The sequence below is a fragment of the Pseudomonas chlororaphis subsp. piscium genome, from assembly GCF_003850345.1.
Lineage (GTDB): Bacteria > Pseudomonadota > Gammaproteobacteria > Pseudomonadales > Pseudomonadaceae > Aquipseudomonas > Aquipseudomonas piscium.
The window spans coordinates 1,366,060-1,383,765 of sequence record NZ_CP027707.1; the positions used below are offsets into that span (position 1 = coordinate 1,366,060).

Sequence of the window (17,706 nt, forward strand, 5' to 3'; positions counted from 1 at the left end):
TGCACTCATCAACGCTCCCAGGAGGCGTGACATGACAAACGAGCAACAAGCGTTGCTGGACATGCCGATCTGGCTTGTCATCGTCCTCGCCCTGGTGGGTGGGGTGTCCGGCGAAATGTGGCGCGCCGACAAGGAGGGCGCCCGTGGCTGGTTGCTGCTGAGGCGCCTGGCACTGCGCTCCGGGGCCTGCGTGATCTGCGGGGTCTCGACCATCATGCTGCTGTACGCCGCCGGCGTATCGATCTGGACCGCCGGCGCCTTCGGTTGCCTGACCGCCATGGCGGGCGCCGACGTGGCCATCGGGCTCTACGAGCGCTGGGCGGCCAAGCGGCTGGGTGTGTGCGAAGTGCCGCCCAAGGACTCCCGCTCGGACTCCTGAATAACGACCAAAACAGATCGTCGATTCATTGAGTCGACGCTGCCGTGAGACCCGCCTGACGCAGGACGCGTACTCGTATTGAACGAGCTCAATCAGCCCTCCCGGCAGGGAGGCGCCAGGTACGGCCCAGCGCCGTCCGTCCATCCGTTTTAAAGAGAGGCAAACCATGATCCCAATCGACTACAACAGCTATCGCACCCTTGCACCCTACAACAAGCGGGTGCGTTTTCTGGTGCTGCATTACACGGCCCTGAACTTCGAGGCGTCGGTCAAGGCCCTGACCACCGGCGCGGCGAGCGCCCATTACCTGATCCCGGCGGTGCAGGATCCGACGTATCAGGCCGCGGGTTTCCAGGAACAACGAATCTTCAACCTGGTGGCCGAAGAAGACCGCGCCTGGCATGCCGGTGTCAGTGACTGGGCCGGTCGCAGCGGCTTGAACGACACCTCCATCGGCATCGAGATCGTCAACGAGGCCACCGACGTCAACGGTGTCTTCACCTTCCCGGATTACGAAGGCTCCCAGGTCGAGGCGCTCAAGCAGCTGGCCCTGAATATTCTCCAGCGTTATCCGGACATGTCGCCGAAGAATGTGGTGGGCCACTCCGATATCGCGGTGGGCCGCAAATCCGATCCGGGCCCCAAGCTGCCCTGGAAAGAACTCTACAAAGCCGGGATTGGCGCCTGGTACGACGAGCCGACCAAGAAGAAATACGTCCAGCAATTCCGCGCTGCCGGGCTGCCCGAGCGTGCCGACGTGCTCAAGGCCTTCGCCACCTACGGCTATGGCGTGCCGGCCCAGGCAACGGATGACTTCTACCAGTCCCTGGTGCGGGCATTCCAGATGCACTTCAGGCCGAAGAATTACACCGGGAAACTGGACGTGGAAACCTGCGCGATTCTTTATGCGCTGAACGAGAAGTACGCCTGAGTTTTTATAGCCCGGTGTTCAGCTATTACAGCGCGACACCACACAAAAAGCCCGGCCTTCGGGTCGGGTTTTTTTGTGCCTGCAAGAATGCAAAAAGCCCCGACAAGTTCGGGGCTTTCGTTAGCGCGGGAAAATAGAGAGGGCGACTCAATAGGGGGTATGAACACCCAAAAGAGACGCCAGATCGCAGAGATAGCCTGCAAGCCTGCCAAGGCCTTCACTGCTCGCACGAGCGGGGTGGATGGCAGCAAATCAAATGGACTTGCAGATGTTGAAAGAATGCAGATGCGGTAATTGCAAACGACTTCTCGCCCGCGTGGGTGAGTTTACCGAGCTCCAGATCAAATGTTCCCGATGCGGGACGTTGAATCATGAGAAGGCCACGAGCCTCGAGCGATCGCCTTTGAGCGACCTGTCTGCGGTTAACACTGCAGATCCCCTTTCGGCATAGGGCTGACTGGGACAACTCTAAGGAGATACACATGGATCGTTTCCCCAGCACCGTAAAGAACATCTTGGAAGGTTTCCGCACTGTCGCGCCAATCGGCGGTGTCGACGCGCTCGCGGTTTTCAAGAACAAATTTGGTCGCAACGGCAATGAAAGCGAGTACGCGCACCTGAAGCTGCTGCTTGATGCCGGCTATATCACGTACACCGGGTTTGGCGTCGATGGTGTGCAGCTTTATCAGCTGACCTGGTCGGGCTACGCCCTTTCGGATTCGTTGCGATAAGCGTCTAGCCCTCGAATCTCAGAGCCGAGAACTCAACTCCATCGCCTGTGAGCGACATGAGAGCGGAGTTCTCCGCAACCAATCATTCGATTCAGTAGGTGAACCAATATGAAGAAAGTTGTCAGTGCCTCACTGCTCGGCTTGCTGGTGCTTTTGGGTACCGCCATGAACGCTTCGGCAGACACCGCCATGTCCTGGAACCTGGCTAGGGATGTAATCCTGGCGAAGGAGAGCTCTCCTCCGAACTCTACCTGGTCGTTCATGCAGAATTCTTCCGGGGTGAACAAGGCTGAAAACTACACCGCGCTACCCTACTTCAAGGCCGATACGTGCAGCGGCTTGCCTGCGACGTGCTGGCAAGATCCGGTATCTGGGGCTCATGTGTCGGTTCATTTCAAACCCTATACCTACACCGCGAACGGCACCTTTTCGATCGCGGCCGGCAACGTTGCTTTTCACCCTGGCCAGAACAGTCAGACAGTCATCCGCTGGGCGAGCCCCGTGGCTGGAGAGATAAACATCCTCGGGCGCGTCAATAGCATCCACGATTCCTGCGGTGATGGCGTGGCCTGGTCCCTGAATCTGGGCGACACAGTGCTTCAGTCTGGAAGCTTGGTCAGAGGCACCGGTGCTGTTTTTTCGGCCAGTAAAGTGCCTGTCACCCAGTCGTCTGCCATTTATTTGGTACTCGACAAGAAGGCTAACTACGTCTGCGATTCCAGCACCATCGACATGCTGATCACCCACTGATCAAGGTCATGTTCCGTCGCATCAGGATGTAGTGCGCTCCAGGTGAAAGAGGGTGCGCCTGTCCATGCGGCTGAGAACGACGCTGTTTGAGCCCCCAGCGTAAGTCGCGACACGTTTCTCGAGTCAATCAAGTCGTGTCGCGACACGCGGCAAACCGACGTTCGTCGCCCCTCCATATCACGCCACATTCGCAACACCCCCGCGCAATCTCAACCCTGCTATCTGAACAGGAAGCCCCCCCTATGCCCGCCGTCATCGACAAGCCGTCGCAACTGTTTTTCGCCATTGCCGAGATCCTGCGAGGGGCGGGCCTTGGCCTCAAGGTTGGCAGTCACCAGGACTTCGATGCCGTGCTCGACCAGGCCTGGGTGTTGATTGCGATCGAGCGCAATGCTCCGGGCATGCGCAGCCAGGAAGGGCGTATCGCCCATGTCCTGACAGTCTCGCTGCAAGCTGTGGCGGCTGTGGGGGCCGAGCGGTCCGGGTTCGAGTCCTGCGATCTGGCGAGTGCTCTGAAGGACCTGGCCACGGATAACCGCTGGGGCCTACCGGCAGCGCAGTGCGACCTGCCCATGAACCTCGAGGGCCTGCCTTCGACCCTGATTCGCGGCGATCAGCAATACGCGGCCTGGACGCTGTCGTTCACCCAGACGCTGTACCTCGGGCAGACATTGCTGGACGACCCGACCGGCATACCGAAGTTCGCCCGCACCTGGGAAGTCTCGAACATCGATGACCCCGACCAATACCAAGTACTTGAGGGCTGAGCCATGTTTGACGAGCTGCTGCGCATGCAGTTGGGCCCGATCATCGAGCGCCTGGCCGAAATGGAAACCGAACTCGATGACTTGCACCGGCGCGCGGAAAACCACTGCCGTATCGGTGTGTGCCAGTCGGTCGATGTGGTCAGTAACACTTGTCGGGTCAGCCATGGAGAGCTGTTGACGCCGGCGATCAGGTTCTTCAACCCCAGTGCCGGCGCGCAAAGCGAATCGCGCATTCCTTCCGTGGGCGAGCAGTGCCTGCTGTTCAACTACGGTGGCGGCGATGGCAGTGCTCAATCGGTGGCGCTGTTCGGCCTCAACTGCGACCGCTTTCCACCGGTGTCGACCCAGGCCGAGCTGACCCGCCGCCAATATACCGATGGCACCCAAAGCAGTTATGACGATGCCGGTCATGTCTTGAGCTGGAGCAACGGCCCGACCGCGCTCACCGCCTCTCGCGAGGCGGTCGAGTTGAGCATCGGTCCCGCCCGGCTGGCGATGAGATCCGAAGCGATCGAGCTGCGGCTGGGCGCGGTGGGCATCTTGCTCGACAGCGCCGGCATCCACTTCAGCGGCCCTTTGGTGGAACACCAGGGCCGCGTTATCAGCCCTTGATAAGAGGCTTTCCATGATTGGAGTCGATAGAAACACCGGCGCCGCGGTCGATGACTGGCTGCAGTTCGTGCAGCGCGCGACCCGTGCCCTGACCACGCCGCTGGGCACCCGGCAGAAACGCCCTTTGTACGGTTCGCTGATTCCCGAGCTGCTGGGCCAGAACCTCGGCGATGACCTGCTGATCCTCGCCCAAAGCCATGCCGCGCAGGCGTTCTACAACGAGCAGAACGGCATCGGCGATTTCGAGCCGCAGGTCATAGTCGCCAGCCGGCGCGGCGCCGGGCTGTTGTTGCGTTTCGCCGGCACCTGGAAAAACCGCCAACAGACGTTCGAGGTCGTGACATGAGCATGCTGATACCCGGTGAACACCAGTTGGCCGAGCCGGCCATTGTCACAGTCGAAGAATTCGAGACGCTGCTCGCCGAGTTCAAGACCTTTGTCGTCGATTACGTGGCCCAGCGTTCCCCCGCCAATGCGCAGAAACTACAGGCCAGCCTGGCCAACGAAAGCGAGCTGCTGACCCTGGCGCTGGAAGCCTTCTGCTTGCGCCTGCAAACCCATGAGCGCAAGTACAACGCCCGCATCAAGCAGATGCTGGCCTGGTGGGCCACCGGCAGCAACCTCGATGCGCGCCTGGCGGACATGGGCCTGGAGCGGCAGTTGCTCGACCCGGGCGACCCGGCGGCCTTTCCACCGGTCCCCGCGGTCTACGAAAGCGACGAAGATGCCCGCCTGCGCTACTACCTGGCGCCCCACGCGCCGGCCGCCGGTTCGCGCATGCAGTACCGCCGCGAAGTCTTCACCCTCGGCGAGCGACCGACAGTGAAGGTGGACTCCACCGATGCGGGCGTGGTGACCGTCACCTACACCTTCGATCCGGACAGCTTCGCCGCTCAGGTCAAGGATGGCAACGGCCGCCGCACCGCACCGGGCGAAGTGCAGGTCACCGTGCTCTCCCGGGAAGGCGACGGCACGCCGTCCGAGGACCTGCTCGAAGGCGTACGCCGACACTTTGCCCGACCGGACGTGAAGCCGGAAACGGATCGGGTGACGGTGCAGGCGGCGCAGATCAAACCCTACAAGATCCGCGTGGTGGCCAAGATCAACCCGGGCCCCGATTCCGGGCTGACCCAGGTCGCCACACAGCGGCAACTGCAGGCCTACGCGGACAGCTGTCATCGCCTGGAAGGGCGGGTGGATCCGAGCTGGATCGATTACACGCTGCATACGGCGGGTGCGGTACAGCTGGAGATTCTCGAGCCGTTGCAACCGATCGTGACCACGGCTTTCCAGGCACCGTATTGCACGGGGGTTGAAGTGGAGGTGCGCATCTTATGAGTGACGACACTGCTCGCTTGAGCCTGCTGCCGGCCAACAGCTCGGCGCTGGAGAAGGCACTCGATCTCGGTTTCGCCCGCTTGCTCGAACGTGTGGATCCGCCCTTTCCCGAACTGATGAGCCCTGCCCAGACCCCTGTGTATTTCCTGCCTTATCTGGCGGCAGATCGCGGGGTCAGCGAATGGGACGCGGAGGCCAGTGAGGCCGAAAAGCGCCTGACCGTCTCGCTGTCCTGGCAGATCCAGCGGCAGGCCGGGACCAACAAGGCCCTGAGCCACGCTGTCGAATCCCTGGGTTTCATGCCCAACATCGCCGCCTGGTATGAGCAGCGACCGCTGGGCAAGCCCTACACCTTCGATGTGCAGGCAATCATCGTCCGGGACTGGTCCAGCGGTGATCACAATCGCTTGATACGCCGCATCAACGCCGCCAAGAGCGAGCGCGACGACGGCACTATCACCATCGTCCATCAAACCACGGGTGGGTTGCGACTGGCCGCTGGCGCCGATCCTGGCCTGAGCGTCAGCGATGACAGCCAGCCTGGGGCCTTGCCCGAGGTCAAGCTGCACGGATCGCTGAGCATGAGTTGCGTTGCATATACACCGCTGAGCGATGGCGAACTCTGTCTTGACGGAGCACTGCCTGAATTCGGGCTCGGCGCTCGGTTTAACAGTGCCGGGGTTTCCCAGCACTACACCATTAACGACTACGACCTCAGGGCGCAGCTATGACAGAAGACATTACGCGCTTGGTTCGCTTCACTTCCGCCGGTCTGGATGAAGTGTTGGCGGCAAAGAACCAAGGCTTGAAAGGTGAGATCACCCACATCGGCGCCGGCACCGGCCGCTACAACCCGGACGGCACGGAAACCGCCTTGCGCAACGAGCGCCAGCGAGTGGCGATCGTGGATTACGAGGACCTGGGTTCGCGCCAGCTGCGGATGGCGGCGCTGTTCGACGGTCCGGACGAATACGAGATCGGCGAGTTCGGTTTCTACCTGGCCAGTGGCACCCTGCTGGCGGTGTATTCGGTTGCCGGCAAGCTGTTGACTTACAAGGCTGCTGCTGCACGGGTGCTGCAAAAGTTCACCCTGGATATTTCGCCGTTGCCTGCGGACAGTGTGACGGTAGTGGTGGGATCCGAGAATCTCAACATCTTGCTGGCAGAGGAGTTGGCCACTCTTTCGGCGGCCAGCATCGACAACATGGCCCGTGGGCTTGGGGTGCTCTTTCGTGTGAGAGCGCTGGAAGAAAAGGTCATTTGAAAATCAGCAAGTCAGGTTTCGCAGGTGCCGATGGCCTGTCCTTTGGCTCCGAATGGGAAGTGTCGTTGTGAGCAAGATCAATGGAATCTAAGGAGTTAAGACTTTGAGTACAGAACAGCAACTGGCCGCGGTGGTAAGCGCGGCGAATAATTTGACCAACACTGTCACGGGCAAGGTTGGCGAGATCGACAAGGCACTGGCGGATGCCAGGCTGCAATACGATGCGCAGCTTCTGGATCTGAAAAGCCGACTGCCGCGGCTGGCGGTCACCAAGAACTTCACCCTGTTGCCCAATACCGCCGGGACGTTGATTGACAGCTGGGGTATTCATGGGCAGGTCACCACGACGAAGTTGCGTTCGATCACCTCGGTGTCCCAAGCAGTCGGTCGGCCGGCAGCAGACGTTGAGTTCATGCTCAAGGTCCAGGCCGACGTGCGGGAGCAGTTCCCCAATTTTGATATCCGGGCAACGGACTACTGGCGCGGGGCGATCAACGTCTGGCAAATGAAATGGACGGAGGCCGATAGCAGTCCCTGGCTCGCCTTTCCTTATGCCACCGACCAGACGCTGGCCAATGGCGCCGCCGCGGTGCCATTGAACTCTTATCTGACCCTGGGCGCTTTCGTGCGTGTCGTTGATGGCTCGGTCAGTGGCGCCTGGAGCATCGGCTCGCAGAAAGGCAAATGGCGTTGGTGCTCCGCGGTGGTTTCTCCTTCCGGAGCATTCGGTGCCTATTTCCACCTGCACCCGATGCGTACTTCGAGCACTGGATTGATTGAAATCATGCTGGCCGGTGCCTGCACCGGCGTAGTCACCGACCCGGGCGACTGGGGCACCATGCTCGCTATTAGTTAAGGAAAAGCACAATGAAACCAACTTTTGTACCTGCTGAACTGCACCCGATCATCAAGTGGGAAATGATTCGCAAGGCTCGCGATGAAGACTTGGCGGCGAGTGATTACGCGGCCATGCCCGACTACCCCATGAACGAGACCAATCGTCCGGCGTTTGCCGCCTATCGTCAGGGGCTGCGCGATATTCCCGATCAGGGCAGTGATCCGGATGCGGTTGCCTGGCCGGTCAAGCCGGATTTCCTGAAGTAAGACCTCCACCGCGAAAGCGGTTTTTTTTCGCCTGCACAAAGCCCCGCCGAGGGGCTTTGGCGCTTTTGTGTCTGGAGAAATTCGCACATGTCCATCCGCCAGCAATACACCGTCCTGGTGCCGTTCCCCACCGGTGGTGGCCACTGGTCGAGCGTCGGCCAGCAACTGGAACTGCTCGATGTCGAGGCCAGTGCCCTACGTGCCGCCGGCCGCCTGGAGCTGACCCGCGTTCTTGAAACGCGCCAACAGGCCGAGTTGGCCACCCCATCCACCAAGGCCTTGAAGGCCGCTGCCAAGAAGGCTGAATAACCATGGCTGAGGTTCTGAACTTCGAGCACAACGGCATTACCGTCAATGCCACCGAATCCCCTGAGGCCATGGGTGGCCTGGGTGACAACGTCATCGGTCTGGTCGGCACCGCGCCGAAGGCCGACCCGCTGATTCCGCGCAATGCGCCATTTCGCATCAACAGTTTCACCACCCAGGCCCTGCTGGACCCGACTGGCGCCGAGTCAGGCACCCTGTTCCAGGCGGTGTACCAGATCCTCAAAGTGGTCAAGGTCCCGGTCTATGTGGTGATCGTCGAAGAGGGCGCGACCCCGGCCGACACCGTTAACAACGTGATCGGCGGCGTCGACGCCACCACCGGCCGCAAGCTCGGCCTGGCTGCCCTGGGCAGCGTCCCGGAAGACCTGACCATCATCGGCGCGCCGGGCTTCACCGGTACCAAGGCGGTGGCCGGTGAGTTCGCTTCCTTCGGCAAGCGCATCAAGGCCCGTGTGGTGCTGGATGGCAAGGACGCCTCGGTCGCCGACCAGGTGACTTACAGCAAGGAGCTGGGCGGCGCGGACCTGGGTTTCGACCGCTGCCTGGTGGTGCACAACATGCCGGCCGTGTACTCCAAGGCGGCCAAGAAGAACGTGTTCCTGGCGCCGTCGAGCCTGGCCATCGCCGCGCTGGCCAAGGTCAAGCAGTGGGAGAGCCCGGGCAACCAGGTAACCTACGCCGAAGACGTTTCGCGCACCGTGGAATACAACATTCTCGACACCTCGACCGAGGGCGACCTGCTCAACCGCTACGGCGTCAGCTACTACGCCCGCACCGTGCTCGGCGGTTTCTCGCTGCTGGGTAACCGCTCCATCACCGGCAAGTTCATCAGCTATGTCGGCCTGGAAGACGCCATCAGCCGCAAGCTGGTCAAGGCCGGGCAGAAAGCCATGGCCAAGAACCTGACCAAGTCCTTCATGGACCAGGAGGTCAAGCGCATCAACGACTGGCTGCAGACCCTGGTCGCCGACGAAACCATCCCGGGCGGCAGCGTGTACCTGCACCCCGAGTTGAACAGCGTCGAGAAGTACAAGAACGGTACCTGGTACGTGGTCATCGACTACGGCCGCTACGCGCCGAACGAGCACATGGTGTATCAGCTCAACGCCCGCGATGAAATCATCGAGCAGTTCCTGGAGGATGTTCTCTAATGTTTACCAACCGCGTAAGACAGGCCATCGCGGCCACCCTGCAAGGCCTGCCGTTGTCGGCGACCGTGGAAGAGTTCACCCCGCCGAAGATCGAATTCGAAATGGAAGCGATGACCGGTGGACGCTTCATCGCTGAAGAAATGGCCAAGAGCGGCAAGGCGCTGACGGCCACCCTCAAGCTGCAGGGACTGGGGCCGGAAATCATGCTGGCGCTGGGCGTAAAGCTGGGTGACGACATCCTGCTCAATGTCCGCGAGGCGGGCCAGGATCAGGATGGCAAGACCTGGTTCACCTACCACACCGTGGGCGGCAAGCTGAAATCCCTGGCCGAAACGGCCATGAAGATGAATGAAAAACCCACCACCACCCTGGAACTCTCCTGCCGTACCTACAACCGCATCGAGAACGGCGTGCCGGTGATCGACATCGACGTGCGCACCCAGAAGTTCGTGCTCAGCGGCGTCGACATTCTCGGCGACGCCCGTCGCGCCGTACTGATGCCGTAACCCGCGACACTTCCCCTCTGTAGGCACGAGCGGCTCGCGATGACGGCCTGACAGCCCGCATCGCAAGCGCTGTTCATCTCCTATCGCGAGCCTGCTCGCTCCTACCTTTTACATAGGAATTCATTCATGTCCTGGACGCCTCCGATCCATGCCCTGCTGTGCCCGATCACTGCCGACGACGAGTCGCAGATCGCGCAGATTCAGCTCAAGCCATTGTTCTACGCCGCGCAGAAAGAAGCGCTGGCCCGCGCCGGCGACGACGAGGACGATCAGTTCTTCGAGCTGGCCAAGCTGGCGACCGGACTGTCGGCCAATGAGCTCGATCAGCTCAAGCGTCCGGACTACGTGAGCATCGCTCAATACGTCCATGACATGTCGACACGCCCGGCTGCGTACTTCCTCCAGCAGGGTGTCGAGTCCGAAACGGCCAGCGATACCCTCGACGATGGGCCGGCGCAGGATGACCTGGACCAGGTGAACCTGCTGTTGCCACTCGATGTGGCGGGCCAGCGCCTGACTTCCCTGACTCTGGAAATGCCCGCGCTGCGAGCGACCAAGGTGATGAAGAAGCTCAAGACCACCAAGGAACGCGCCGAATTCATCACCGCGCATTGCACCGGCCTGATGCTGCCCGACCTGGCGTTGCTCAGCGTGCCTGACTGGACGCAGTTGCAAGAGCGCATCGACGATTTTTTAAACAAACCGGCGGCCTTCTTTCGGAGCGCGACATCGAAGTGATTCTCGATGTGGTGCCGCTCATTTACTCGGTAAGTGAGGCGGAAATCCTGGAGTGGGACGCTGGCAAGGCCTTGCGCCGCTACGACATCGCGATTACTCGCCTTGGCGTGAAAGAGGAGTAGAGCGGGATGGCGAACAATCAGTTTTCGCTCAAGAACGCCAGCATGGAGCCGTCCTGGCTGGCGCCTGTCGGTACCGGCCAGCCAGATGACCGGAGCACAGCCGTGGCGAGCCCGGCAAATGCCGGCCTGTCATCCATCAGTTTCATCCTGGCCCTGAATACCGCCAGCGTGGACATTCGTCTGCTGACCACGGCCATCGACTCGTTGAAATTGACGCTGTCGTCGCAACGCCCGTTGCAGCTGGCATCCTCCGGCAGCGCCAAGACCGAGGCGAGCGGCGCCAAAGCCACGGACAAGGCCTCTGGTGGGCTTCAAGCGCCTGACCTGTTCAAGTCGGCGATGGCGATGGATGCGGCGCTGGCCGATCTGGGAAGAGTGGTTTCTCTCCCCGGCAATGAACGCGAGGAACTCGCGAAAGACAACTACCGCATGGCCAGTTATCCAGGCATCGCCGCGGGTGGAACCACGGCGGTCGATCTGGCGAAGCTTGAATACGCCGCTGCCAAGGCCGGGATCGAGAACGATAAAGGCGCGTCCCGACGGCAGACCCTGACGGCATTCGGCGGTGATGCTGCGCTCATGGCAACCGCGTTCAAGATGCCGGGCAAGGATGCCGGGGACATGCTGGCCGGCTGGCGCACCTCGATGAACCTGGATCGCAACCAGGCCCTCGATCTGGCGGACGCGACCAACCACCTCGGCAAGCGTCCGGGAGACGCGGAGGCAGCTGACATCGGGGTGATCCTGCAACGGCATGGCGCTGCCGCCACGGCGGCGGGGCTGGCCCCGGAGCAGGCGGCGGCACTGACGGCGGCACTGCTCAACACCGGCACGCAAAAGGCCGATGCCGGGGCCGCGCTGAAAGGTATCGCTGCCGTGCTGGGCAAGGGCGAACCCAAGACCGAGGCGCAGCAAGTGGCCTTGCAACGGTTGCACATCGACCCGCTGAAGCTGGATGGGGCAGGTGGTCTGACCAAGGTGCTGGAGGCGCTGCAAGCGCCCGACGTGTCGAGCCGGGAGCGCTCCGCGTTGGCCGCTACCCTGTTCGGCAGCGCGAATGAAGCTGCGTTGCGCCTGGCGCAACAACTGCCTGAAGTTCAAAAGGCCTTGGTGCAGGTCGCCGACAAGAAGCAGTACGCCACCTCCGAGCTGGGCGACAAGGGCTCGGTACGTCAGTCCGCATCGGCCCAGGCGAATACCTTCGATGCCCGCTTGAACCGGATGAACACCGCGTTCGGCTCCGCCCTCGCGCCAGTGGCGGAAGGGGCGATGGTGCCTATCGGTGGCGTGGTCGATGGCTTGAGCAGCCTGGCTACGGAGTTTCCGAAGATCGCCGCCGGCCTGGCCTTGGCTGGGGCGGCCATCGCACCGGTGGTGGGGCGCTTGCTCAAGTCGGTGCTGGACGAAGTCTTTACCCAGGTGGCGAAGAAACTCTTGAGTCTCGCGGCTCCGCGCCTGCCGTCGAGTATTGGCAAGCTGTTTGGCGAAGGCGGAGGCTGCTGCGGCGGCCCTCCGGGCGGTGGTGAAACCCGCGGCCCTAACAGAAGAGAGCGAAGGCAACGGGACAGGCAAGAAAAGAAAGATAGGCAAAAGAACCAAGCCAATACGGCGAGGTCCGCAACAAAAACCAGCTCTGCAGCTGCACCGCGCGCCGGCCTGATCTCGCGCATTGGCCGCGGATTGAGCGGCAGCTTCGCCGGTCTGCGCTCCGTGGCCGGCGGGGTGGCCAGTCGACCGCTCAAGCTGCTCAGGGCCGGCCTGAATGTGTTCAGGGGCGTGCGTAACCGCGATCCCAAGGCCATTGGTTCCGGCCTGGGGACCCTGGGTGGCGCCTGGGCCGGCAGCACATCCGGTGCCGCGCTCGGAGCGGCCCTGGGCAGCGTCGTGCCGATCCTCGGTACGGCTGTCGGCGGGCTGGTGGGTGGAGCCATTGGCGGATGGCTTGGCAGCGAGGCGTTCAGTCGGCTGGGGGGCGAGGTTGGAGACCGCTTGAAGTCGCCGGATGAAGTGAGCAAGAACCTCGCAGCCAGCTCGACTTCCTGCCAGCAGGTTACCTTCGCCCCGGTCATCAATATCTATGGCCAGGATCAGGCTACCTCCAGGCAACTGGTGGACATGGTGATCCAGCAAATGCAGATGCAGGTCATGCCTCTGATGATGACCAACCCGCTCGCGGTACGGCGCGATGTGGCCCTGACCGATGGAGTGATGTGATGCGACAGCAGATGGCGTTGGGCAATTTCATTTTCGGCTTGTCCACCGGCTTCGCCTACGACCGGCTTGAACGCAAGACGGACGGTGGCTGGGCCAGTATCGACATCATCACCAGCAAGCCGAAATCGCAGCAGGCCGGGCAGAAGCTGGAAACGCTGCAGATCAGTGGCAAGTCGATGTACGCCACGGGCATGGCGCGCCTGGACCAGCTGCGCGAGTTGCAGGCCGCCCGTGTGCCCTTGCCGCTGGTGGATGGCATCGGCCGCAACTGGGGGCGCTGGCGCGTCAACCTGGTGACGGAGGTGCAGACCTCCATCATCGATGACGGCACCGCGCTGGTAATCAACTGGACCATCAACCTCGAGGAATTCGTCAATGCGTAGGGTTCGAAGTATTGCCGGCGATTCGGTCAACCTGCTGCTCTACCGCGAGGTGGGGCGTTGCGACGATGCGGTCGAGGAGGCGCTCTGGCGCCTCAATCCGCTGCTGGCCGAGAAGGGCCCGGTGCTGCCGGCGGGTGTCTGGGTGATAGTGCCAGAGATCGAGTCCCGGCCGGTTGCCGCGACCCCGGTCTCGGCCTGGGACTAAGGAGGGCATATGACCCTGGGATTCACCCCGAGCATTGAGCTCTACGGCGCCAATGCCGCGCGCCTCAACCAACGACTGATCAGCTGGACGCACATCGATGCGGCAGGTATCGAGTCCGACCAGCTCACGCTGACCCTCGATATCGAAGGCCTGGAAGGGCTCCCCGAGCTGGGTGGGAAAGTCGGACTGCGGGTGGGTTATCTGGAGTCGGGACTGGTGGATCGTGGCGAGTTCATCATCACCCGGCGCACGCCCAACCTGTTTCCGCCGCGCCTGACCCTGGTGGCCACGGCAGCACCCTTCAAGGTGGCGGACGCGACCGGCTTCAAGCAGCGCCGCTCCGCCAGTCATGGCCCCACGACCCTCGGCGCACTGTTTCGCCAGCTGACCTCCCGGCACGGTTTTTCACCCCGGGTGGCGCCCGAACTGGACTCGATACCTGTCCCGCATGTCGATCAGTGCAACGAGACCGACATGAGCTTCTTGACGCGCATTGCGCGGCCGCACGATGCCGTTACCAAACCGCTCAACGAGATGTATGTGCTGGCGCTGCGGGGGCAGGCGAAGTCGCTCTCGGGGAAAATCCTTTCACCGGTGCGCTTGAGCGTCACCCGGGATAACCGCCCGGGGGATCCGGCGTTCATCTCCGCCGGCATCGATGAGAACGGCCGGGCCAAGCACAAGGGCTGCCAGGCCACCTGGTGGGATTCGGCGGCCGGCAAGGAGCGTGTGGTCAAGTTGGGGCAGGCCCCCTTCCAGACCTTGCGCCAGCGTTACCCGGGGGAGGGCGAGGCCCGTAGCGCAGCCCAAGGGGCGATGCGCCGGATCGAGCGCGAAGCGATCAAGCTCAAGCTCGACTGTCCCGGCGATCCGGCCCTGTCGGCCGAGGGACTGGTGTTGCTGGACAACAGCTGGCCAGCGTTCATGCAGGGCACCTGGTCGATCGACAAGGTGACTGCCAGCGGCAGTCGCGAGAAAAACTATCGCTGCATGATCGAGGCAACCTGCCTGGAGCAGCAGCCTTAATTGCCGGGCCTTGCTCGGCATCCTGTTCTCCCGCGTCCTTTTTTCTACGACTCCGTCCTGTTGCCCGGGCGCCCGTTGCCTGGGCGATCCGTTGTGGCCGCGCCTGATGGTTTCCCATTCACTCAGTTTTGGAGCTTCTTCATGAAGATCACTCCGATCCTCACGCAACTGCGCGATCACTGCCCCGGCCTGGCCAATCAGGTGGCCGTCGGCGTCGATCTCGCGCTGCTGCAAAGCAATACCGCGTTGCCCACCCCCAGTGCCCATGTGACGCCGATCGCCGATCTGGCCAGCCCGAGCACCGTGCAGAACGCTACCCGCCAGGCCATCCGTGACCGCTTTGTGATCACCCTGGTACTGGACGCCAGCGACGGCCGGCAGGCCCTGGAGCAACTCGAAGGCCTGCGTGCCGAGTCGTGGCGGGCGCTGGTGGGGTTCAAGCCGGGCGCGGACTACAACCCGATCGAATACGACGGTGGCGAGCTGGTTTCGCTCAGCGCCACGCGGTTGCTCTATCAGCTGCGCTTTTTCGCCGAGTTCCAGCTGGGACGCAACCTGGCCAGCCAGCCGGCGGAAACCTGGCGTGAGCGTGAACTGGACGGCTTGCCGTCCTTTACCGGGGTCACGGTGCGGGTCGATGCCATCGACCCGGCGGACCCCAACCTGAAACACCCGGGGCCCGACGGGCGCCTGGAACTGACTTTCTCTGGAGACGTAACGCAATGAGCAACCGCATCACTGTGCTGCCGGCCGCGGGCCGCGCCGTGCCGGACCCCGAAGCCGGCGACCTGCTGCCCCTCGAAGGCCGTGAAGTCGACGACAACGCCTGGTGGCGCCGGCGTCTGGCCGATGGCGATATCACCCTCAAGTCTGCGAAGGCGGCCAAACCACAAGGAGCCAAATAATGGCGATCGGATTCAGCAATATTCCGGCGGACATTCGTGTGCCGCTGTTCTACGCCGAGATGGACAATTCGGCGGCCAATAGCGCTTCTTCGGCCATGCGCCGACTGATCGTGGCCCAGGTCAACGACAATGTGGCGCCTGCCGAAACCGGCAAGCTGGTGCTGGTGTCCAGCGTCGCGCTGGCCAAGAGCATCGGCGGTCAGGGCTCGATGCTCGCCTCCATGTACGAGACCTGGCGCAAGACCGACCCGATCGGTGAGATCTGGTGCCTGCCGCTGCACAACGTCGAAGGCAGCGTGGCCAAGGCCGAGCTGAAGTTCACCGGCGCCGCCAGCGAAAGCGGCGTGCTCAACCTGTATGTCGGTGGTGTGCGGGTTCAGGCCGCCATCGTCAACGCCGCCACCGCGGCTCAGGCCGCCAGCGCGCTGGCGCTGAAAATCAATGCCGCCGCCGACCTGCCGGTGAGCGCCGCCGCGGTCGAAGGCACCCTGACGCTGACCGCCAAATGGACCGGCGATAGCGCTAACGACATCAGCCTGCAGCTCAACCGCCTGGGCAAGAGCAATGGCGAAGAAACCCCGGCCGGCCTGAGCGTGACTGTCGGCAAAATGGCCGGCGGTGCCGGCGTGCCGGATCAGGTCGCTGCCCTGGCGGCCCTGGGCGATGAACCTTTCGAGTTCATCTGCATGCCGTGGACCGACACCGCGACCCTCAACGCCTGGCAAGCCGTCATGGATGACAGCACCGGTCGCTGGTCCTGGGCCAAGCAACTGTTCGGTCATGTCTACAGCGCCAAGCGCGGCACCGTCGGCACCCTGGTGGCGGCCGGTCAGGCCCGCAACGACCAGCACATCACCATCCAGGCCCTGGAGCCGGGCGTACCGCAACCGTTCTGGGTGCAGGCCGCCGCACTGGCCGCGCGCACCTCGGTGTTCATCTCCGCCGATGCCAGCCGTCCGACCCAGAGCGGCAGCCTGCCGGGTGTCGATCCGGCGCCGGCCAGCGAGCGTTTCACCCTGACCGAGCGTCAGTCGCTGCTCAGCTACGGCATCGCCACCGCCTACTACGAAGGCGGTTACGTGCGCATCCAGCGCTCGATCACCACCTACCAGAAGAACGCCTACGGCCAGGCCGACAACTCCTACCTGGACAGCGAAACCATGCACCAGTCGGCCTTTATCGTGCGCCGCCTGCAAAGCGTGATCACCAGCAAGTACGGGCGCCACAAACTGGCCGCCGACGGTACCCGCTTCGGCGCCGGCCAGCCGATCGTGACTCCGAGCACCATCCGCGGCGAGCTGATCGCCCAGTACGCCAAGCTGGAACTGGAAGGCCATGTGGAGAACGCCGAGCTGTTCGCCGAGCACCTGATCGTCGAGCGCGACAGCCAGGACCCGAGCCGGGTCAACGTGCTGTTCCCGCCGGACTACATCAACGGCCTGCGAGTGTTCGCGCTGCTCAACCAATTCCGTCTGCAGTACGACGCGGCGGCCTAAGCCGAGCCTCTTTCACTGCGCTTTTCCAGCCCGCCTCGCGCGGGCTCATTTTTTGGGAGAAACACCATGGGTCAACTGATTGCGGGCACCTGCTACGTCAAAGTGGACGGCGCTCAACTGACCATCAACGGCGGCTGCGAAGCACCGCTGATGTCCGTGAAACGGGAAACCATCGTGCCGGGTTTCTACAAGGAAACCGACATTGCCCCGTCCTTCAAGGTCACGGCGCTGCACACCCCGGACTTCCCGCTCAAGCAGCTGGTGGCCGGTTCCGACATGACCGTCACCTGCGAATTCAGCAACGGCAAGGTCTACGTCCTGGCCGGCGCCTACCTGGTGGAAGAGCCGGTTTCCAAGGGTGACGACGCGAGCATCGAACTGAAGTTCGAAGGCATCAAGGGGACCTGGCAATGAGCGATAGCGTAAAGCTGCGTGTGGCCATCGAAGCCCACGGCGAACCGCTGACCGAACTGACCCTGCGCCGCCCGACGGTGCAGGAAGTGCGGGCGATCAAGGCGCTGCCGTACAAGATCGACAAGAGCGAAGAAGTCAGCCTCGACATGGACGTCGCGGCCAAGTACATCGCGGTCTGTGCCGGCATTCCTCCGTCCTCGGTCAACCAGCTGGACCTGGCTGACCTCAACGCCCTGAGCTGGGCGGTCGCGAGTTTTTTCATGAGTGCGGCATCGGAGCCATCAGCGACCTGATCGCGGTTGCCTATGACCTGGCCTGGTTCTGGAAGGTTGACCCCGAACAG

The 17,706-nt window shown here is 62.5% G+C and carries 26 protein-coding genes; all 26 read left to right on the top strand.

The window, feature by feature from the left end; translation table 11 throughout:
* The first annotated feature begins 31 nt into the window (after window positions 1-31).
* The 26 genes from C4K38_RS06150 to C4K38_RS06275 all read left to right on the top strand — a co-directional run bounded on the left by C4K38_RS06150 (window position 32) and on the right by C4K38_RS06275 (window position 17,656).
* Complete coding sequence (locus C4K38_RS06150; protein ID WP_053277657.1) at window positions 32-379, top strand: phage holin family protein; 348 nt, start codon at window positions 32-34, stop codon at window positions 377-379.
* 166 nt (window positions 380-545) lie between these two features.
* Entirely contained in the window at window positions 546-1,310 is a 765-nt protein-coding gene (locus tag C4K38_RS06155) for an N-acetylmuramoyl-L-alanine amidase (protein WP_053277658.1), read from the top strand.
* A 268-nt stretch (window positions 1,311-1,578) separates the two neighbouring features.
* Complete coding sequence (locus C4K38_RS06160) at window positions 1,579-1,761, top strand: Com family DNA-binding transcriptional regulator (RefSeq protein WP_081001459.1); 183 nt, start codon at window positions 1,579-1,581, stop codon at window positions 1,759-1,761.
* 31 nt (window positions 1,762-1,792) lie between these two features.
* Entirely contained in the window at window positions 1,793-2,041 is a 249-nt protein-coding gene (locus tag C4K38_RS06165; protein WP_025806648.1) for a hypothetical protein, read from the top strand.
* Window positions 2,042-2,149: 108 nt separating this feature from the next.
* A complete protein-coding gene (locus C4K38_RS06170) occupies window positions 2,150-2,791 on the top strand; it encodes a hypothetical protein (RefSeq protein ID WP_053277659.1) in 642 nt (213 codons plus the stop codon).
* 242 nt (window positions 2,792-3,033) lie between these two features.
* Entirely contained in the window at window positions 3,034-3,558 is a 525-nt protein-coding gene (locus tag C4K38_RS06175; RefSeq protein ID WP_053277660.1) for a hypothetical protein, read from the top strand.
* A gap of 3 nt (window positions 3,559-3,561) precedes the next feature.
* Entirely contained in the window at window positions 3,562-4,170 is a 609-nt protein-coding gene (locus C4K38_RS06180; protein WP_053277661.1) for a phage baseplate assembly protein V, read from the top strand.
* Between the two features lie 13 nt (window positions 4,171-4,183).
* The gene (locus C4K38_RS06185; RefSeq protein ID WP_053277662.1) at window positions 4,184-4,516 is read left to right on the top strand and encodes a phage baseplate protein; all 333 of its coding nucleotides are present in this window, start codon (window positions 4,184-4,186) and stop codon (window positions 4,514-4,516) included.
* A complete protein-coding gene (locus C4K38_RS06190; protein WP_053277663.1) occupies window positions 4,513-5,508 on the top strand; it encodes a baseplate J/gp47 family protein in 996 nt (331 codons plus the stop codon). The genes C4K38_RS06185 and C4K38_RS06190 overlap by 4 nt, the downstream gene beginning before the upstream one ends.
* A complete protein-coding gene (locus C4K38_RS06195) occupies window positions 5,505-6,239 on the top strand; it encodes a phage tail protein I (RefSeq protein WP_053277664.1) in 735 nt (244 codons plus the stop codon). The genes C4K38_RS06190 and C4K38_RS06195 overlap by 4 nt, the downstream gene beginning before the upstream one ends.
* Window positions 6,236-6,772, top strand: a complete 537-nt coding sequence (locus tag C4K38_RS06200; protein WP_028681843.1) for a tail fiber protein — start codon at window positions 6,236-6,238, stop codon at window positions 6,770-6,772. The genes C4K38_RS06195 and C4K38_RS06200 overlap by 4 nt, the downstream gene beginning before the upstream one ends.
* Before the next feature lie 103 nt (window positions 6,773-6,875).
* The gene (locus C4K38_RS06205) at window positions 6,876-7,628 is read left to right on the top strand and encodes a hypothetical protein (RefSeq protein WP_053277665.1); all 753 of its coding nucleotides are present in this window, start codon (window positions 6,876-6,878) and stop codon (window positions 7,626-7,628) included.
* A gap of 11 nt (window positions 7,629-7,639) precedes the next feature.
* Window positions 7,640-7,876, top strand: coding sequence for a tail fiber assembly protein (locus tag C4K38_RS06210; protein ID WP_028681841.1), 237 nt, complete (start codon window positions 7,640-7,642; stop codon window positions 7,874-7,876).
* A gap of 87 nt (window positions 7,877-7,963) precedes the next feature.
* On the top strand, window positions 7,964-8,185 hold the full coding sequence (locus C4K38_RS06215; RefSeq protein WP_053277666.1) for a hypothetical protein: 222 nt from the start codon (window positions 7,964-7,966) through the stop codon (window positions 8,183-8,185).
* Between the two features lie 2 nt (window positions 8,186-8,187).
* Window positions 8,188-9,354, top strand: a complete 1,167-nt coding sequence (locus C4K38_RS06220) for a phage tail sheath protein (RefSeq protein WP_016701993.1) — start codon at window positions 8,188-8,190, stop codon at window positions 9,352-9,354.
* Complete coding sequence (locus C4K38_RS06225; RefSeq protein WP_038581734.1) at window positions 9,354-9,860, top strand: phage major tail tube protein; 507 nt, start codon at window positions 9,354-9,356, stop codon at window positions 9,858-9,860. The genes C4K38_RS06220 and C4K38_RS06225 overlap by 1 nt, the downstream gene beginning before the upstream one ends.
* A gap of 126 nt (window positions 9,861-9,986) precedes the next feature.
* Complete coding sequence (locus tag C4K38_RS06230) at window positions 9,987-10,598, top strand: phage tail assembly protein (RefSeq protein WP_016701995.1); 612 nt, start codon at window positions 9,987-9,989, stop codon at window positions 10,596-10,598.
* 128 nt (window positions 10,599-10,726) lie between these two features.
* Window positions 10,727-12,934 carry a phage tail tape measure protein gene (locus C4K38_RS06235; RefSeq protein ID WP_053277667.1) on the top strand — a complete coding sequence of 736 codons (2,208 nt, stop codon included), beginning with the start codon at window positions 10,727-10,729 and terminating at the stop codon, window positions 12,932-12,934.
* Complete coding sequence (locus C4K38_RS06240; protein WP_016702001.1) at window positions 12,934-13,317, top strand: phage tail protein; 384 nt, start codon at window positions 12,934-12,936, stop codon at window positions 13,315-13,317. Before C4K38_RS06235 ends, C4K38_RS06240 begins: the two co-directional genes overlap by 1 nt.
* A complete protein-coding gene (locus C4K38_RS06245; RefSeq protein WP_009042420.1) occupies window positions 13,310-13,522 on the top strand; it encodes a tail protein X in 213 nt (70 codons plus the stop codon). The genes C4K38_RS06240 and C4K38_RS06245 overlap by 8 nt, the downstream gene beginning before the upstream one ends.
* A gap of 9 nt (window positions 13,523-13,531) precedes the next feature.
* Window positions 13,532-14,548: a phage tail protein gene (locus C4K38_RS06250; protein WP_053277668.1), complete on the top strand. Its 1,017-nt coding sequence runs from the start codon at window positions 13,532-13,534 to the stop codon at window positions 14,546-14,548.
* 141 nt (window positions 14,549-14,689) lie between these two features.
* A complete protein-coding gene (locus tag C4K38_RS06255) occupies window positions 14,690-15,274 on the top strand; it encodes a phage tail terminator protein (RefSeq protein WP_053277669.1) in 585 nt (194 codons plus the stop codon).
* Window positions 15,271-15,453, top strand: coding sequence for a DUF2635 domain-containing protein (locus C4K38_RS06260; RefSeq protein WP_053277670.1), 183 nt, complete (start codon window positions 15,271-15,273; stop codon window positions 15,451-15,453). Before C4K38_RS06255 ends, C4K38_RS06260 begins: the two co-directional genes overlap by 4 nt.
* Window positions 15,453-16,949: a phage tail sheath subtilisin-like domain-containing protein gene (locus C4K38_RS06265; protein WP_053277671.1), complete on the top strand. Its 1,497-nt coding sequence runs from the start codon at window positions 15,453-15,455 to the stop codon at window positions 16,947-16,949. Before C4K38_RS06260 ends, C4K38_RS06265 begins: the two co-directional genes overlap by 1 nt.
* Before the next feature lie 66 nt (window positions 16,950-17,015).
* Window positions 17,016-17,363, top strand: coding sequence for a phage tail tube protein (locus tag C4K38_RS06270; protein ID WP_007923973.1), 348 nt, complete (start codon window positions 17,016-17,018; stop codon window positions 17,361-17,363).
* The gene (locus C4K38_RS06275) at window positions 17,360-17,656 is read left to right on the top strand and encodes a phage tail assembly protein (protein ID WP_007923972.1); all 297 of its coding nucleotides are present in this window, start codon (window positions 17,360-17,362) and stop codon (window positions 17,654-17,656) included. Before C4K38_RS06270 ends, C4K38_RS06275 begins: the two co-directional genes overlap by 4 nt.
* Window positions 17,657-17,706: the final 50 nt, after the last annotated feature.

Excerpts from the sequence above, each read along its gene's own strand:
- C4K38_RS06150 (WP_053277657.1), top strand. The coding sequence starts at position 32 with ATGACAAACGAGCAACAAGCGTTGCTGGACATGCCGATCTGGCTTGTC.
- C4K38_RS06155 (WP_053277658.1), top strand. The coding sequence starts at position 546 with ATGATCCCAATCGACTACAACAGCTATCGCACCCTTGCACCCTACAAC.
- C4K38_RS06160 (WP_081001459.1), top strand. The coding sequence starts at position 1,579 with ATGTTGAAAGAATGCAGATGCGGTAATTGCAAACGACTTCTCGCCCGC.
- C4K38_RS06165 (WP_025806648.1), top strand. The coding sequence starts at position 1,793 with ATGGATCGTTTCCCCAGCACCGTAAAGAACATCTTGGAAGGTTTCCGC.
- C4K38_RS06170 (WP_053277659.1), top strand. The coding sequence starts at position 2,150 with ATGAAGAAAGTTGTCAGTGCCTCACTGCTCGGCTTGCTGGTGCTTTTG.
- C4K38_RS06175 (WP_053277660.1), top strand. The coding sequence starts at position 3,034 with ATGCCCGCCGTCATCGACAAGCCGTCGCAACTGTTTTTCGCCATTGCC.
- C4K38_RS06180 (WP_053277661.1), top strand. The coding sequence starts at position 3,562 with ATGTTTGACGAGCTGCTGCGCATGCAGTTGGGCCCGATCATCGAGCGC.
- C4K38_RS06185 (WP_053277662.1), top strand. The coding sequence starts at position 4,184 with ATGATTGGAGTCGATAGAAACACCGGCGCCGCGGTCGATGACTGGCTG.
- C4K38_RS06190 (WP_053277663.1), top strand. The coding sequence starts at position 4,513 with ATGAGCATGCTGATACCCGGTGAACACCAGTTGGCCGAGCCGGCCATT.
- C4K38_RS06195 (WP_053277664.1), top strand. The coding sequence starts at position 5,505 with ATGAGTGACGACACTGCTCGCTTGAGCCTGCTGCCGGCCAACAGCTCG.
- C4K38_RS06200 (WP_028681843.1), top strand. The coding sequence starts at position 6,236 with ATGACAGAAGACATTACGCGCTTGGTTCGCTTCACTTCCGCCGGTCTG.
- C4K38_RS06210 (WP_028681841.1), top strand. The coding sequence starts at position 7,640 with ATGAAACCAACTTTTGTACCTGCTGAACTGCACCCGATCATCAAGTGG.
- C4K38_RS06215 (WP_053277666.1), top strand. The coding sequence starts at position 7,964 with ATGTCCATCCGCCAGCAATACACCGTCCTGGTGCCGTTCCCCACCGGT.
- C4K38_RS06220 (WP_016701993.1), top strand. The coding sequence starts at position 8,188 with ATGGCTGAGGTTCTGAACTTCGAGCACAACGGCATTACCGTCAATGCC.
- C4K38_RS06225 (WP_038581734.1), top strand. The coding sequence starts at position 9,354 with ATGTTTACCAACCGCGTAAGACAGGCCATCGCGGCCACCCTGCAAGGC.
- C4K38_RS06230 (WP_016701995.1), top strand. The coding sequence starts at position 9,987 with ATGTCCTGGACGCCTCCGATCCATGCCCTGCTGTGCCCGATCACTGCC.
- C4K38_RS06235 (WP_053277667.1), top strand. The coding sequence starts at position 10,727 with ATGGCGAACAATCAGTTTTCGCTCAAGAACGCCAGCATGGAGCCGTCC.
- C4K38_RS06240 (WP_016702001.1), top strand. The coding sequence starts at position 12,934 with ATGCGACAGCAGATGGCGTTGGGCAATTTCATTTTCGGCTTGTCCACC.
- C4K38_RS06245 (WP_009042420.1), top strand. The coding sequence starts at position 13,310 with ATGCGTAGGGTTCGAAGTATTGCCGGCGATTCGGTCAACCTGCTGCTC.
- C4K38_RS06250 (WP_053277668.1), top strand. The coding sequence starts at position 13,532 with ATGACCCTGGGATTCACCCCGAGCATTGAGCTCTACGGCGCCAATGCC.
- C4K38_RS06255 (WP_053277669.1), top strand. The coding sequence starts at position 14,690 with ATGAAGATCACTCCGATCCTCACGCAACTGCGCGATCACTGCCCCGGC.
- C4K38_RS06260 (WP_053277670.1), top strand. The coding sequence starts at position 15,271 with ATGAGCAACCGCATCACTGTGCTGCCGGCCGCGGGCCGCGCCGTGCCG.
- C4K38_RS06265 (WP_053277671.1), top strand. The coding sequence starts at position 15,453 with ATGGCGATCGGATTCAGCAATATTCCGGCGGACATTCGTGTGCCGCTG.
- C4K38_RS06270 (WP_007923973.1), top strand. The coding sequence starts at position 17,016 with ATGGGTCAACTGATTGCGGGCACCTGCTACGTCAAAGTGGACGGCGCT.
- C4K38_RS06275 (WP_007923972.1), top strand. The coding sequence starts at position 17,360 with ATGAGCGATAGCGTAAAGCTGCGTGTGGCCATCGAAGCCCACGGCGAA.